Genomic DNA, 15,516 nt, shown 5'->3' with positions numbered 1-15,516 from the left:
TGTTTTTTTATTGGTAAAAGTGGTTAAAAATGAGGTTCCGTTTGAAATGGTAATCAAAACATTTTCATTTTTTGGGAGATTGTCGATTATTGCTAAGTTCCGTATAATAGGCTTAACTATGCTTTGGGATTGGGGATGTTATATGAGCAAGTTATCCATCGTTGCCTATACAGTTGGAAGTTTGTTTTTTCTTGTCAGTTGCTCACTTTCAATCTTTTACGGATATAAGATCGTTACCCACCACTTACCTAAGGAGGAAAGCGCAGTAAAGAAGTATAGCTACCATCTTATTCTTGTTCCTGAAGAGTTAGATAATGATTATTGGAAGCTTGTAGAAAAAGGGGCAAAGAAGGCAGCAGAAAAATATAGTGTTCAGCTGGAATATGCTGGGCCGAAGCAGGCAAATATTGATGATCATGTAAAAACAATTGAAATGTCAGCTGCTTCAAAAGTTGATGGGATCATTACACAGGGATTGAGTGACGAACAATTTACTCCGCTTATTAATCGGGTCGTAGCGAAGGGAATCCCTGTTATCACGGTCGATACGGACACCTCGAACAGTAAAAGGCTGGCCTATATTGGAACGGATAATTATTATTCCGGCTTTTTAGCAGGGAAAGCTTTGATAGCGGATACAAAGGGTAATGCCAATGTAGCGATTATTACGGGGAGCTTTTATGCGAATCATATGCAGCAGCGAGTTAAGGGATTTCAGGATGCTGTTAAAGCAGAAAAAGGAATCCATATCATTGCTGTGGAAGAGTCAGAGATTAGCAGAGTGAAAGCAGCGGAAAAAGCCAACCAAATTTTGCAGGATCACCCTGAGGTCAACGCGTTCTTTGGGACAAGTGCCTTGGATGGCATCGAAATTGCCCAAGTGGTCGAAAAATATAAAAAACAGAATCAAATTTATATTATTGGCTTTGATACACTACCGGAAACGCTTAAGTTGATAAGAAAGGGAACCATTAAGGCAACCGTTGTCCAGGAACCATTTCAAATGGGTTATGGGGCAGTAAAAATGATGATTGATCTAATTGAGGGGAAAAAGGTTTCGCCTATTGTCCATACGGATACTCGAATTTTGAGAATAAGCGATTTATCCGTGAATAATGGCAGAATGGGGGAGCATGAATGATGTTATTTCGGATTAGATCAAAATTGCTGCTTTATTTCATTGTCCTTGTAGTTTTGTTAACTTCGGTCGGGTTCTTTTTTTATAACAGTAGTGAAAAGCTGGTGACGGAATATGATGACAGCTTTGAACGATTTCTTTTGCTAAATGATATTTCGCAAAGATCCAATTTACTTACGGAAAAGCTTCATGGGTATATTTTAGATAAGGATGAATCCTACCTAAAAGACTATCGAAAAGAAAAGCTAAAGCTTATTAAGGACCAAAAGAGGCTTTATAAAGTAATCAATACGAATGAGATTACGCTTACAAATTATAAAAATATGATTGATAGTTTTTTGGATGAAGGGGATGCCACTGTTGGTGCATTTAAGCAGGACGAGATTAATCAATATTCGGGTCATTTTAATGAAGTATTGAAAATAAACTCATTTCTTCAAGAAAGCACTCTTGCACTATTAAATAATAAACTGACGGACTATCAAAAATTATATGATCAAATGGAGAAGCAAAACCATTATTATAAGCTCATGTCGATTTCCCTTTTTGCGGCTGCTTTTTTTCTAAGCACTTTGTTAGCATTATGGATTTCCGGCGGTATTACGAAGCCAATTAGATTGTTATCACATGCAGCTAAGGAGATTTCAATTGGAAACTTAGCAGGTGAGGATATAAAAATTACCACAAAGGACGAACTTAAGCCATTAACAGAAACCTTTAACCAAATGCGTACGAACCTTAGACAGCTCGTAACGGAAATCAAACAACAAGGGGAGTTGGATAAGTTATTAAAAGAATTGGAGTTAAAGAGTCTCCAAAATCAAATCAATCCTCATTTCCTATTCAATACATTGAATGCGGTTTCAAAAATGGCCTATTTGGAAGAAGCGGAACAGACTACAAGATTAATAGAAGCTGTTGCTGCCATACTAAGATATAACTTGAGTGATTTCGACAAGGCCTCAACGCTAAGAGAAGAAGTGAGAATTGTTCAAGAGTATTTTTATATCCAACAAACACGTTTTGGGGAACGGATTCAATTTGTGACCGACATCGAGGATGATTGTTTAGATATTGAAATCCCTAGTTTAATCTTACAGCCATTAATTGAGAATGCATTCATGCATGGGGTTGAATCCTACGAAGAAAATGGGATCATCCGTCTTCATATATACAGGCATAATCATCAGATTTACGTCGAAGTCATTGATAACGGTACGGGAATGGAAGATACCACCAAGAATAGATTGCTCAAATATGTAGAATGTATCGAACCAGAAGAAAGATACGAAGCTGAAAAATCAAAAGGTCAGTCAACGGGTATTGGTGTGAAAAATGTGGTAAGAAGGCTGCAGCTCTTTTATCAGAGAAATGACATTGTTGAAATTGAATCAGAAGTAGACCATGGAACCAATTTTAGACTTACGATTCCTGATGTTACCAAAGGGGGAAAAGGCCTTGTTGAAAATTCTTATTGTGGATGATGAAGTCTTGGAGCGGACGGCATTAACGAAGATCATTAACCGTTCATCCATGGACGTAATTGTCATTGGAGAAGCCCCTAATGGAAGAAAGGCAATTGAAATGGCCACGGAACATCGGCCAGATATCATTTTTATGGATATAAAAATGCCGGGAATAGATGGTGTTCAAGCCGTCAAAGCGATAAAAAAAATCGACCCTGGCATTCGGTTTATTATGGTTTCCGCCTTTAATACGTTCGAATATGCAAAGGAAGTAATGCAGCAGGGGGTTAAAGAATACATCTTAAAACCCAGCAGAAAACAAGATATTCTTGCGGCTTTGGACCGCGTTTCTGGTGACATCTTGGAGGAGAGTAAACAGCGGGAAGAGCAGCAAAATTTGCGGGTAAACCTGGACCGTGCGGTATCGATCGCCCAAAAAGAATGGGTATCGAATGTATTAGTGAATCAAGTTCAGGATATCACCTTTGATGAATGGGGCCAGCTGCTTGGGGTTGAGATTACTTCAGGATATATCATGCTTTTCTCTCTACGGCCACGGGGCATGACGGAACTTGCAGCAGTTGAAAAACAGAACTGGTATTTGTGGCTTAAGGATACCCTTAATTCTATCGTGATGAAACAAGAAATGATGGTTGGGCCGTTAACTGACGCACAGGTACCTGTTTTATTCCTCTGTAAAAAAACAACGGAAAAGGTCCAATTTAAAACCAATGCGCAGGCGGTCATCGATGGTCTGAACAGTCTTTTTGAAAAGAAATACTTGGATGCGGAACTAAGGATTGGAGTCGGTCTTCCCTACAACCATGCACATGAACTAAATAAATCCTATCATGACGCGCTAACGGCCCTGCATCACCTTGTAAAAACTCCAAATCGAAAATATTTATTTGCAGTTAAACAAGGATCTACTGAGCTCCCTTCTCAATCAGGGGTGTTAGAGATTGAGAAGAAACTATTAGAAGCTGTCCGGCAGGGAGATGTCAATCAAGTCTTGGTCATTTTTGAATCGTTTGCAACGATGCTGGCAGATGATAAGAAAATAAAAGGGTCACTAGTTAAAAAGTCATTTGATGAATTGTTTATTCTCGTTTCCCGAATGCTCCATGATTTAGGTATAAGCTATGAACGAACACCTACAGTGGAAGAGTCTGAGGATATTATGGCAATTTTTGAAAAAGGAAAGGCCCATTTATTAGCCGTCGTTCATCATGTCCAGGTGTGGCGAAACAATCACGCTAAGGGCATGCTCCATAAGGCAAAGGAATATATCGAAAACCATTATGCTGCTTCGATTACATTGGAATTAGTGGCAGAATATGTGGAGCTTAGTCCCTATTATTTTAGCAAATTATTTAAAGATCGTTTTGGGATGACCTTTATTGATTATGTGACGGAAATAAGAATCCAGCATGCCAAGGCTGAAATGGTTGACCCAGGAAAAAGCTTGAAGGAAATATGCTATTCGATTGGCTATAAGGATCCAAACTATTTTAGCCGCGTGTTTAAAAAGCATACAGGCTTATCGCCAACAGAATTTCGCAAAGTAACAGTAGGTTAATATTATTTCTCTAATGAGATCAATCCGTCGTAGTGGATTGATCTCATTTTTTGACATAAAAAATAAAGCGTTTGCAAAAAAATCTAGGTAATCACAAATTAATGCTAGACTTTTGTCCTATTGAATCGAATGCCCTCATGCTAACATAAGTGTAAGGGCTTACGCCAAGGTTAAGTGGAGCGGTTCTGCTGCCTTACCAGAGTCTTTACTAAATAGTAAAAGGAGAATGACAACATGTTTAAAAAGAAAAAAGGTTTAATTCTATCTTTAACAGTTGCATCTAGTATTCTATTAGCAACAGGATGCAGTGATTCAACAAGCGGTACAGATTCTGGAAAAGGCAAGGACAACAGTCTTCCAGCAGTTGGTGCAACTATTTACAAATTTGATGACAACTTCATGTCCTATGTTCGCCGTGCAATGGAGACTTCAGCAAAAGATAAAGTAAAGCTAATGCTAAATGACTCGCAAAACGACCAAGCAAAACAGATTGAACAAGTTGATACCCTAATTGCTAAAGGAGCAAAATCTCTAGCAATTAACCTGGTTGATCCAAAAGCAGCGCAAACAATTGTGGACAAAGCAAAAGCAAAAGATCTTCCGGTTATTTTCTTTAATAAAGAGCCTGATGCAAGTGTATTAAAAGGCTATGATAAAGCTTACTATGTTGGAACAACATCATCTGAATCAGGTGTACTTCAAGGTGAACTAATTGCAAAAGCTTGGGAAGCTAACAAAGATAAATATGACAAAAACAAAGATGGCAAGCTTCAATACGTATTACTAAAAGGTGAGCCAGGACACCCAGATGCAGAAGCTCGTACAAAATTTGCAGTGGACACTGTCAAAGAAAAAGGGATTCAAGTGGAAGAATTAGCTATGGATACAGCGATGTGGGATGCAATGAAAGCAACTGAAAAAATGGATGCTTGGCTTGCAAAATACAATGACAAAATCGAATTCGTTATTGCCAACAACGATGGTATGGCATTAGGTGCAATTGCATCTCTTGAAAAAGCAGGCTACTTCTCCGGAGACAAGTTCATGCCTGTTGTAGGTGTTGACGCGATTCCAGAAGCACTTGAAATGATTGAAAATGGTAAAATGGTTGGTTCAATCTTAAATGATGCGAAAAACCAAGGTAGCGCCACTATTCAGCTAGCAGCAAATGCAGCAAATGGCAAAGATGTATTAGACGGAACTGAGTGGAAGCTAGACGATAATAAAGCAGTTCGTGTTCCTTACATTGAAGTAACAAAAGATAATATCCAAGTTGGTAGAGACGCTTATAAGTAAGAAAAGCAGAAGCGCCTTGTCCAGGGGCTGGAATCAGCCCTTAGGCGCTCTTCGAACGAAGGAAAAGAGGTCGCTTTTCTTTCGTTCGGAGTAAGACTCCAAATATTTGGAGCTGGATACCGCAAAAAAATTATTACTCTCTTTAAAAGTTTGAGAAGCATCCTATGGAGCTCTCATCCTTTTTTAAATGGTTTCAGAGGAGGTTCGCTCATGTCAGAATCAAGTTCTACTAATTTACTAGAAATGCTTAATATAACCAAAAGGTTCCCAGGGGTACTTGCTTTAGACAATGTTTCCCTAAAAGTAAAGCCTGGATCGGTGCATGCCTTAATGGGCGAAAACGGTGCAGGAAAATCGACGTTAATGAAATGCTTATTCGGCATTTATTCGATGGATGAAGGCAAAATTCTCTTTGGTGGGAAAGAAGTTTCCTTTGCCAATTCGAAGCAAGCCCTCGAAAACGGAGTTTCCATGGTACACCAAGAACTAAATCAGGTACGTCAACAGAATGTTATGGACAATATTTGGCTGGGGCGTTATCCGAAAAAGGGCATTTTCATCGATGAAAAGAAAATGTACGAAGATACAGCGGCTATTTTTAAAAGTCTTGATATCAGTATTAATCCACGCAGTAAGGTGAGCACGCTTTCTGTTTCCGAAATGCAGATGGTGGAAATTGCAAAAGCTGTTTCCTATCATTCTAAAATTATAGTAATGGACGAACCAACCTCCTCTCTAACAGAGACGGAAGTAAATCATCTGTTCAGAATCATCAAAAGGCTTCAAAGTGAGAACGTTGCGATTATCTATATTTCACACAAAATGGAGGAAATCTTAAAGATTTCTGACGAAGTAACGATCATGCGTGATGGTCAGTATATAGCAACAAAAAGTTCGAAGGACCTAACAACCGATGAAATTATTAAATTGATGGTAGGACGTGACCTTTCACAACGGTTCCCTGAAAAAATAAACAAACCAGGTGAATTAATATTGAAAGTATCTGATTTGACTGCAGAAACACGGCCTTCTTTTTCTAATGTCGGCTTCGAGTTAAGAAAAGGCGAAATCTTAGGTATTGCCGGATTGGTTGGCTCGAAACGTACCGAGGTGGTGGAAGCATTATTTGGAATGAGGGCGCTAACATCAGGAACGATTGAATTAAATGGTAAGGTAGTTAAAAACCATTCACCGCAGCAAGCCATCAAAAATGGCTTTGCCCTTGTGACGGAGGAAAGAAGATCAACCGGTATTTTCCCAGAACTAAGCATTAGCTTTAACTCGATCATTTCTAACATGAAGCAATATAAAACAAAAAGCGGATTCTTATCTGACCGCAAAGTCGCCGATGATACCCAGTGGGTAATTGACTCCATGAAGGTAAAGACACCTTCTCAAAAGACATCGATTGGAAGTCTATCAGGTGGTAACCAACAGAAGGTAATTATTGGCCGTTGGCTGCTAACAAAACCAGATATTTTATTGCTAGATGAACCAACTAGGGGTATTGATGTCGGGGCAAAGTTTGAAATTTATCAGCTCATTAACCAATTAGCTGCGGAAGGAAAAGGAATTATCATGATTTCTTCCGAAATGCCTGAGCTTTTGGGTGTAACAGACCGAATTTTAGTCATGAGTAATGGAAAAGCAGCTGGAATTGTGGAGACTGCCAAAACATCTCAAGAAGAAATTATGCAATTAGCAGCTTTGTACTAGGAGGAATGGATATGAATACTCAAGCATCAAAAAAATCAAGCGTATCAAAATGGCTTGTTGATAACGTAATTTATGTAGTTTTAATCCTTCTTGTTGTCGGGATTGTCGCTGCTTCTCCGGACTTCTTATCGATGACAAACTTAATTAATATCTTAAGTCAATCATCCTCACGTATTATTATCGCACTTGGGGTAGCAGGTATCTTAATTACTGCAGGTACCGACCTTTCAGCTGGCCGGATGGTTGGACTTGCAGCCGTCATATCAGCCTCGATGTTGCAAGCAGGGGATTATGCATATAAAATGTATCCAAACCTGCCGGAATTACCGTTAATTGTTCCGATTGTCATTGCGATGGTAGCAACAGGTATCATTTCAGCATTAAACGGTGTCATTGTAGCAAAATTTCACGTTCCTCCATTCATTGCTACCTTAGGTATGATGATTGGTGTTTACGGACTAACTTCGATTTATTTTGACCGCCCGCCATATGGTGCGCAGCCAATTGGTGGATTAAGCCAAGCCTTTACAACTTTTGCGCAACGCGGAATAAAAATTGGCCAATATGAATTTCCATATCTCATTATTTATGCCATTGTAGTATCACTTATCATTTGGGTGATTTGGAATAAAACACAGCTAGGTAAAAATATGTACGCCATTGGTGGAAACCCAGAAGCTGCTAAGGTTTCCGGAGTAAACGTAGCAAGAAATCTGATTATCATCTACACAATCGCAGGTCTTCTATACGGCTTAACAGGGACGCTGGAAGCTGGACGTGTAGGTAGTGCAACAAACAACACAGGTAATATGTATGAACTAGATGCAATCGCAGCCTGCGTAGTCGGCGGTGTATCACTATCAGGTGGAATTGGAACCGTCCCTGGTGTTATCACAGGGGTACTGATTTTCCAAGTCATCAACTACGGATTAGCCTTCCTTGGCGTAAGCCCATACATTCAATTCATCGTAAAAGGCTTAATCATCATCGTCGCAGTAGCCTTTGACATGCGCAAACACGCAAAGAAAAAATAAGTAGATCAGTATTAAATTTGGTGCCTGACACCTTTTTATATTTTGTGATGTTACTAATACATACAAACTATAAAACAATTTGTAAGAAAGATTTGATGTTTTGTCTAATGACAGGCCTTAGCAGTGGTGTATAATTAAATTGTTGTCTGAATATTTGCTTAAATTTAATATTAGGCTTACTTTGGGTCCCAGAACAGCTTAAAAATCAAAAGTCCGCAAATTTCTGTTTTTATCCTCCACGAGATTTTTAACATTGAATTATGCACTTAATCTCAGATAAAAAAGGGGAGTGTTTAATCATGCAACGACAAAAATTATTAATTAATGGAGAAAGACTGAAGACGACATTGGAACAATTTGCAAACTTTGGCCGGACAGAAAACAATGGGGTCACAAGGTTGTCCTTATCCAAGGAAGATATCCGGGTAAGGGATTACTTCCGTTCTTGCTGCGAGGAATTAGGGTTGACAGTCAAGGTTGATGATATGGGCTGCATGTATGCGACACTGGCTGGAACAGAAGATAAGCCTCCAATTCTTATTGGATCCCATTTGGATTCGGTGAAAAAAGGCGGCCGTTTCGATGGTGTCTTAGGGGTAGTGGCTGGTTTAGAAGTGGTTCGAACGTTTGTCGAGAATCAAATTAAACCACAAATTCCGATCACGATTGTTAACTTTACGAATGAAGAAGGTGCCAGGTTTGAACCTTCGATGATGGCATCGGGGGTCCTTTCAGGCAAATTTGAAAAGTCTGCTATGTTAAAAAAGGTAGATTCAGAGGGAGTTACTTTTGGGGAGGCTTTAAAGTCGAGCGGGTACGAAGGCGATGTGGAGAATCGATTGAAAGAGGCATCGGCCCTTTTAGAGCTCCACATTGAACAAGGCCCAATCCTTGAAAAAGAAGCATTCTCAATCGGTGTCGTCGAATGTGTGGTGGGAATGGCTTGCTATGAGATTGAAGTAACAGGGGAATCTGACCATGCCGGCACAACGCCAATGAAGATGAGAAAAGATGCCTTGTTTGCTACAAATAATTTAATCAATGAAATCCGCAGGCGGTTAGGAGTTTTAGATGAAGATTTAGTCTTCACGATTGGCAGAGTAAACGTGTACCCAAGCATCCATACGGTCATTCCGAACAAGGTGGTCTTTACTCTTGAAGCACGTCACAAGGACATGGAAATTGTCCGTACGGTAAAAAACTTCATCGAAGCACTTCCGAATTTAACCTCGTTAAATGAAGGTTGTGAGGTTAAAACAACAAAATTATGGGAGCGGGACACCGTTTGGTTCGAACCTGAAATTTGCCAGCGTTTAGAAGAATCGGCACAGTCGCTCGGGTATTCTAATAGAAGAATGGTCAGCGGTGCCGGCCATGATGCCCAATTCATTGCGAGCTTCGTTCCTGCGGCCATGCTATTTGTTCCTAGTATTAACGGCAAAAGCCATTGTGAAGAAGAGTTAACCACTTGGGAAGATTGCGAAAAAGGGATTAATGTTTTATTAGATACGGTTTTAACGATGTTAGTAAAATAGTTTTTAATTAAATAAGCTAGCTTTAAAGGGACCTTTCCGTGATGCGGAAAGGTCTCTTTATCTTTACATATTGGTGCCTAGGGGCCTATTAGATTTCTTTCTTTAAAATAGAAGTGAATAGATACAATATGAAAAAGTAGTGGTAGTAAAGCTATTGGCGACAAAAGTCAGAAAAAAACAGTGAAAAGTGACTCCAATGAAGGCTATTGGCGACAAAAGTCAGAAAAAAACAGTGAAAAGTGACTCCAATGAAGGCTATTGGCGACAAAAGTCAGAAAAAAACAGTGAAAAGTGTCTCCAATGAAGGCTATTGGCGACAAAAGTCAAAAAAAAAACAGTGAAAAGTGTCTCTAAGGAGTGTTGATAGTGAGTTCATAAGCTTATCCTATCCTTCCTCCTAAAAATCAACAATAAACCAAATCAAATCACGTTTTCAAAATTCCTGTATTGTAAAATATACCAATAAAGTGTAAAATTACACTATAAGTAATTTACGGAGTAACTACTTTATTGGTAAAAAGGAGCGAGCATATGGGGAAAAAGGTAAAGTTCATATTATTGTATTTTGGGATTGTACCGCTTGTAGTTTCATTTGGAGAATTAGCAATACTGATGGAGTTTGATCATATCCTTTTAGCGTTATTGCCTGTCTTGATTTTCTTCGGATGCCTTGCTGGGTTTCTAGCTAGTAAACAGCTCCTTAAGCAGGCCAACTTGAAAGACTATCTGATCCTTGTCCTTGTTCCTCTTGCCTATACAGCAGTACTGTGGGCTGTATTTATGCTGATTAGCAACGGGTTTTACGGAGCTGATGCTTGGTTGTTTTATAGTATTTTTCATCTGGCATTCGCACCAATCTATTTTATGGCCATCCTTTTGGGGGAAGGAAGATTATTTCTTTGGGCACCGTTCGCCTATGAGCTTTCCTTTGTTTTAGGAGTATTGTTTGCCGTGTTGAAAAGGAGGACGCGCCCAGCCTTTAATAGAAAACAATTGCAGTCTGTTGTGATGGTGTTTGTGCTTGCAATGGGTACGGGTGCGGCTGTTCAATGGCACCGTAATCAAACGGTCCTGCCATCGTATGGTTTTAAATATGGAGGGGGATATTCTAGTACGGATCTCTATCTTTATGATGTTAACAACCCAGATAATATCCTGCCAAAGCTGAAAACTGCCTCAACCTATACAATCAAAAACCCGAGTGAAATGCCTATTTTAGATGGAGCGGAAGCGGCGTTCCCGGTTTATTCTGCCTTTGCCAATGCAGCCTATGAAAATATCGAAAAGGTTTATCAAGAATACGGGGAGGTCGTCACCTTCACCAATACGATTTATGCTTATGAACGGCTTTTAACAGGAGATGTCGATATATACTTTGGAGCAGAGCCATCGAAAGAACAGCAGCAAATGGCGAAAGAGGCAGGAAAAGAACTGGTTATGACTCCGATTGGTAAGGAAGCGTTTGTCTTCTTTGTTAATCCCGACAATAAGATTGATAGCTTAGCCGTTTCAGAGATTAAAGACATCTACTCGGGAAAAATAAAAAACTGGTCAAAATTCGGCGGCAAGAACGAAAAAATTATTGCCTTTCAGCGCCCCGAAAATTCAGGAAGCCAAACACTGTTGGAGAAAATAATGGGCGATACGCCAATTATGAAGCCTCTGAAAGAAGATGTACCTGAAGGGATGGGCGGGATTATTGAACAGGTTGCTGATTACCGAAACTACGACAACTCGATTGGTTTTTCATTTCGTTTCTTTGCAACCGGAATGAAGGCGAACACTGACATTAAACTACTTGCCATTAATGGGATTGAACCAACTCCTGAAAACATCGCGAGCGGTAAATACCCATTCACCGCCTCCCTTTACGCAATCACAGTGAGGGACAACAAAAAAGTGCGAACAGTCCAACCATTCCTTGAATGGATGCAGGGGCCACAAGGGCAGGGGCTCGTTGAAGAGATTGGCTATATTAGAGTTGGTAAGAAATAGGGTGTAAAATAGGGTGTCAGGCACCGTCCGTGGACACTTCGTCGATTTGTCCACCCGATCTGGACACTTACCGTTAATTTATAGGAAGTATATTATTGTTTGGACAAAAAGTGAGGGGCATTTGGATGCACTTCGCTTTTTATTTTGCTCTTTGTAATTTTGATTTTCAAAAAACTTCGGACATCGCCTTAAGGGACTCTATTTTTGGCACACTTCTTGCATATTAAATGAGTGTAACTAACACTAATTTCATTTAATTCTTTCAGGAGGTGCGTTGTAGTGAATAAAATTATTTCAATAGAGGAAATTTCCTCCATTCTGACAGATGGAATGACCATTATGGCAGGTGGGTTTATGGGGGTAGGTACACCACAAGAACTGGTAACTGCCCTGCTTGAAGCAGATGTGAAGGATTTAACGCTAATCGCAAATGACACCGCTTTCATCGAAACGGGTGTAGGACCATTAATTGTAAACAAACGAGTAAAAAAGGTAATTGCATCACATATTGGCACAAACCCTGAAACCGGCAAACAAATGATTGAAGGTGAACTGGATGTGGAACTAGTTCCCCAGGGGACACTTGCTGAACGTGTTCGTGCCGGAGGGTCTGGCCTTGGCGGAGTGTTGACTCCCACCGGTGTTGGAACTGTTGTCGAAGAAGGCAAAGAAAAAATCATCGTCGATGGCCGTGAATATTTACTCGAAAAACCGCTTCGCGCTGAAGTTGCCATTCTTAAAGCATTTAAAGCAGATAAAGCTGGCAATTTGATTTATCATCGTTCGGCCCGGAATTTTAACCCATTGATGGCCTTAGCAGCAGATCTCGTGATTGTTCAAGTAGAACAAATCGTTGAAGTTGGAGAAATTGACCCGGATGAAGTAATGACACCAGGAATCTTGGTCGATAAAATTTTCATTCAGGGAGGTAGTCGATAATGATAAATACGCTAGTGAATCCAAAACAAGTGATCGCTGCTCGTGTTGCGAAGGAATTGCAAGATGGAGATGTAGTTAACCTGGGGATTGGACTGCCGACTATGGTCCCAAACTACCTGCCTGAAAATGTTAACGTCATTCTCCAATCTGAAAATGGATATATCGGACTCGGGCCTGTAGACGGAGATATTGATCCGGATTTGGTTAATGCGGGTGGGCAGCCTTCGGGTATTAATCCAGGAGGTGCGTTCTTCGACAGCCTTTTCTCATTCGAATTAATCCGAGGAGGACATGTGGACGTAACGGTCCTTGGAGGATTAGAGGTTGATGCAAAAGGCAACCTTGCTAACTGGATGGTTCCTGGAAAAATGGTGCCTGGTATGGGTGGAGCAATGGATTTAGTTACTGGAGCCAAGAAAGTTATTGTAGCAATGGAACATATGGCCAAAAACGGATCATCCAAAATATTAGAACAATGTCGATTGCCTTTGACTGGAAAGGGCGTAGTGGACCTGATTGTGACGGAACTAGCGGTCTTTCGTGTAACAGCTGAAGGATTGGTGCTGGAGGAACTTCAAGATGGTGTCGAACTTGATACCGTTAAGGAAAAAACAGAAGCTGCGTTTACGATCAATCCAGCTATTTTAAAAGCAAAAAACGGTTAATTAATACGGAAAGTGTTCAATTTTTTGCAAATAAAGCAACCTACAACTTATTAGTACAGGAGGGAAAGGTTATGCGTGATGTTGTGTAAGTGCTGTTCGTACAGCGATTGGTAGTTTTATGGGGGCATTAAGTAACACCCCCGCCCCAGAATTAGGTGCGATTGTGATCAAAGAAGCCTTAAATCGTGCAGGTGTAACCGGTGAACAAGTGGATGAAGTCAAAATGGGAAACGTGCTTCAAGCTGGTCTTGGTCAAGGTCCTGCCCGTCAAGCTTCCATCAAAGCGGGTTTGCCAATTGAAGTTTCTTCGATGGCGCGGCTGCCCTAGTTCTGAAGATAGAAAATGAAAAGTAAATCGAGTTTCATAGATTCCGAGGGATTAGGCATTTATCAAATGCTGTTAAAGCCAGTGTTTTAAATAAATCGATTCCGGAAAAACGGAAAATTCCGGATTTTCGGAATCCAATCGCACTGAATTTTCCGAATTTGCGGAATCATAAACGAGAGTATAAAGGGTGGTTTTTGGTAACGTATAGTTATAAACTATTAATTTAGTATAATACTTGTATGATAATAAAGAAAATTTAAATTTTTGAGAAATTAATAACCGATTTTGGCACGGAACTTGCATTTTTTTAAGTGAACTTTATCCTGTAAACGCTTACCTAGAGGATGCTGAAGCTCATACAAAAAGTAAAAAGGGGGATTTAAATGCAATTATTTATTATTCTTTTGTCACTTGGGCTCTTAATGTTTGTTGCCTACCGAGGATTTTCTGTTATCTTATTTGCACCGATCTGTGCACTTTTAGCTGTTGTACTTGTTGACCCAAGCCATGTTTTACCGTTCTTTTCCGGTGTGTTCATGGAAAAAATGGTGGGATTCATTAAATCATACTTCCCAGTGTTCCTATTAGGAGCCATTTTTGGAAAAGTAGTTGAAATGTCAGGGATTGCAGAATCCATCGCTAAGACGATTGTCCGTCTGCTTGGTGCAAAACGTGCGATGCTAACCATTGTATTATTAGGCGCCATATTAACATATAGCGGTGTAAGCTTATTCGTAGCTGTATTTGCAATTTACCCATTTGCTGCTCAAATGTTCAGGGAAGCGAATATTCCTAAACGCTTAATTCCAGGAACGATTGCACTTGGTGCGTTCACGTTCACTATGGATGCCCTGCCGGGAACACCGCAAATTCAAAACGTTATACCAATTCAATTCTTTAAAACAGATATTTATGCGGCACCAACACTTGGAATTATCGGGGCTATTTTTGTCTTAACTCTAGGGCTGCTTTATCTAGAGATTAGAAGGAAAAAGGCAGCAAAAGCAGGGGAAGGTTATTATGGATTTGAAGCCGAAACTGCGGCTGCATTGGATTTAGCTGAATCAAATCAAAAGGACGTAACCGTTCCAGATTTAACGACACATCAATCTGTTTTAAAGCAAATATTAGCGTTTGTACCGCTTGTGCTGGTAGCTGTTTCAAATAAATTATTCATTACCTACATACCAAAATGGTACCCGAACGGTTTTGATTTTTCTGCGATTGGCTTAAAAGCATATACAGTAGATGTTCCTACTGTTGCAGCTATCTGGGCCATTGAAATGGCCTTAGTCGTGGGGATCGTCACGTCACTTGCCTTCGATTGGAAACGTGTGACAGTAAACTTTAAAGAAGGACTAAACCTCAGTATTGCCGGAGCATTGCTTGCAACGATGAATACGGGTGCCGAATACGGTTTTGGCGGTATTATTTCCTCACTTCCAGGATTTGCAAAAATCAGTGACGGGATTTCTAGTACCTTTACGAATCCACTTGTTAACGGTGCTGTTACTACAAGTTCACTAGCAGGTATTACTGGCTCTGCCTCTGGTGGTATGGGTATTGCCTTAGGCGCGATGGCTGATAAATACAATCAGGCAATTACTGCGGCTAATATTCCACCAGAGGTTATGCACCGTGTTGTCGCCATGGCATCCGGTGGTATGGATACACTTCCACATAACGGTGCCGTCATTACCTTGCTCGCGGTTACAGGATTAACACACAAACAATCGTACCGCGACATTTTCGCCGTAACAGTGATTAAAACAATAGCCGTTTTCTTTGTGATTGGTCTTTACACTTTATTTGGGATTATCTAAAG

General features: G+C 40.2%; 11 protein-coding genes and 1 pseudogene. All 12 read left to right on the top strand.

Annotated features, from left to right (window positions below; all coding sequences use genetic code 11):
• The first annotated feature begins 142 nt into the window (after window positions 1-142).
• Window positions 143-1,141, top strand: coding sequence for a sugar-binding protein (locus J7E77_RS10820; RefSeq protein ID WP_214714179.1), 999 nt, complete (start codon window positions 143-145; stop codon window positions 1,139-1,141).
• Window positions 1,138-2,622 (top strand): sensor histidine kinase, encoded by a 1,485-nt coding sequence (locus J7E77_RS10815; RefSeq protein WP_251026972.1) that lies wholly within the window; start codon window positions 1,138-1,140, stop codon window positions 2,620-2,622. The genes J7E77_RS10820 and J7E77_RS10815 overlap by 4 nt, the downstream gene beginning before the upstream one ends.
• Window positions 2,597-4,183: a response regulator gene (locus J7E77_RS10810; RefSeq protein ID WP_214714177.1), complete on the top strand. Its 1,587-nt coding sequence runs from the start codon at window positions 2,597-2,599 to the stop codon at window positions 4,181-4,183. Before J7E77_RS10815 ends, J7E77_RS10810 begins: the two co-directional genes overlap by 26 nt.
• A gap of 234 nt (window positions 4,184-4,417) precedes the next feature.
• Window positions 4,418-5,479: a galactose/glucose ABC transporter substrate-binding protein MglB gene (mglB, locus tag J7E77_RS10805; protein ID WP_168241724.1), complete on the top strand. Its 1,062-nt coding sequence runs from the start codon at window positions 4,418-4,420 to the stop codon at window positions 5,477-5,479.
• A gap of 210 nt (window positions 5,480-5,689) precedes the next feature.
• On the top strand, window positions 5,690-7,195 hold the full coding sequence (gene mglA / locus J7E77_RS10800) for a galactose/methyl galactoside ABC transporter ATP-binding protein MglA (RefSeq protein WP_214714175.1): 1,506 nt from the start codon (window positions 5,690-5,692) through the stop codon (window positions 7,193-7,195).
• A gap of 11 nt (window positions 7,196-7,206) precedes the next feature.
• Window positions 7,207-8,229, top strand: coding sequence for a galactose/methyl galactoside ABC transporter permease MglC (mglC, locus tag J7E77_RS10795; RefSeq protein ID WP_214714173.1), 1,023 nt, complete (start codon window positions 7,207-7,209; stop codon window positions 8,227-8,229).
• Between the two features lie 299 nt (window positions 8,230-8,528).
• Complete coding sequence (locus J7E77_RS10790; protein ID WP_214714171.1) at window positions 8,529-9,764, top strand: Zn-dependent hydrolase; 1,236 nt, start codon at window positions 8,529-8,531, stop codon at window positions 9,762-9,764.
• Window positions 9,765-10,295: 531 nt separating this feature from the next.
• Complete coding sequence (locus J7E77_RS10785; RefSeq protein ID WP_214714169.1) at window positions 10,296-11,759, top strand: PstS family phosphate ABC transporter substrate-binding protein; 1,464 nt, start codon at window positions 10,296-10,298, stop codon at window positions 11,757-11,759.
• Window positions 11,760-12,038: 279 nt separating this feature from the next.
• Window positions 12,039-12,698, top strand: a complete 660-nt coding sequence (gene atoD / locus J7E77_RS10780) for an acetate CoA-transferase subunit alpha (protein WP_214714167.1) — start codon at window positions 12,039-12,041, stop codon at window positions 12,696-12,698.
• Window positions 12,698-13,363, top strand: coding sequence for a 3-oxoacid CoA-transferase subunit B (locus J7E77_RS10775; RefSeq protein ID WP_251026973.1), 666 nt, complete (start codon window positions 12,698-12,700; stop codon window positions 13,361-13,363). The genes atoD and J7E77_RS10775 overlap by 1 nt, the downstream gene beginning before the upstream one ends.
• A gap of 85 nt (window positions 13,364-13,448) precedes the next feature.
• A pseudogene (locus tag J7E77_RS10770) lies at window positions 13,449-13,676 on the top strand (thiolase family protein); the annotation flags it as partial.
• 398 nt (window positions 13,677-14,074) lie between these two features.
• The gene (locus J7E77_RS10765) at window positions 14,075-15,514 is read left to right on the top strand and encodes a GntP family permease (protein ID WP_214714163.1); all 1,440 of its coding nucleotides are present in this window, start codon (window positions 14,075-14,077) and stop codon (window positions 15,512-15,514) included.
• The last annotated feature ends 2 nt before the right edge of the window (window positions 15,515-15,516 follow it).

Source organism: Bacillus sp. ISL-77 (assembly GCF_018613105.1).
The sequence above is the reverse complement of the archived record's forward strand: the minus strand, read 5'-3'. Positions and strand labels throughout refer to the sequence as shown.

Bases quoted from the DNA above. Each gene is read 5' to 3' on its own strand.
- mglC (WP_214714173.1), top strand. From the start codon at position 7,207: ATGAATACTCAAGCATCAAAAAAATCAAGCGTATCAAAATGGCTTGTT.
- J7E77_RS10785 (WP_214714169.1), top strand. From the start codon at position 10,296: ATGGGGAAAAAGGTAAAGTTCATATTATTGTATTTTGGGATTGTACCG.
- mglA (WP_214714175.1), top strand. From the start codon at position 5,690: ATGTCAGAATCAAGTTCTACTAATTTACTAGAAATGCTTAATATAACC.
- mglB (WP_168241724.1), top strand. From the start codon at position 4,418: ATGTTTAAAAAGAAAAAAGGTTTAATTCTATCTTTAACAGTTGCATCT.
- J7E77_RS10815 (WP_251026972.1), top strand. From the start codon at position 1,138: ATGATGTTATTTCGGATTAGATCAAAATTGCTGCTTTATTTCATTGTC.
- J7E77_RS10765 (WP_214714163.1), top strand. From the start codon at position 14,075: ATGCAATTATTTATTATTCTTTTGTCACTTGGGCTCTTAATGTTTGTT.
- J7E77_RS10775 (WP_251026973.1), top strand. From the start codon at position 12,698: ATGATAAATACGCTAGTGAATCCAAAACAAGTGATCGCTGCTCGTGTT.
- J7E77_RS10820 (WP_214714179.1), top strand. From the start codon at position 143: ATGAGCAAGTTATCCATCGTTGCCTATACAGTTGGAAGTTTGTTTTTT.
- J7E77_RS10790 (WP_214714171.1), top strand. From the start codon at position 8,529: ATGCAACGACAAAAATTATTAATTAATGGAGAAAGACTGAAGACGACA.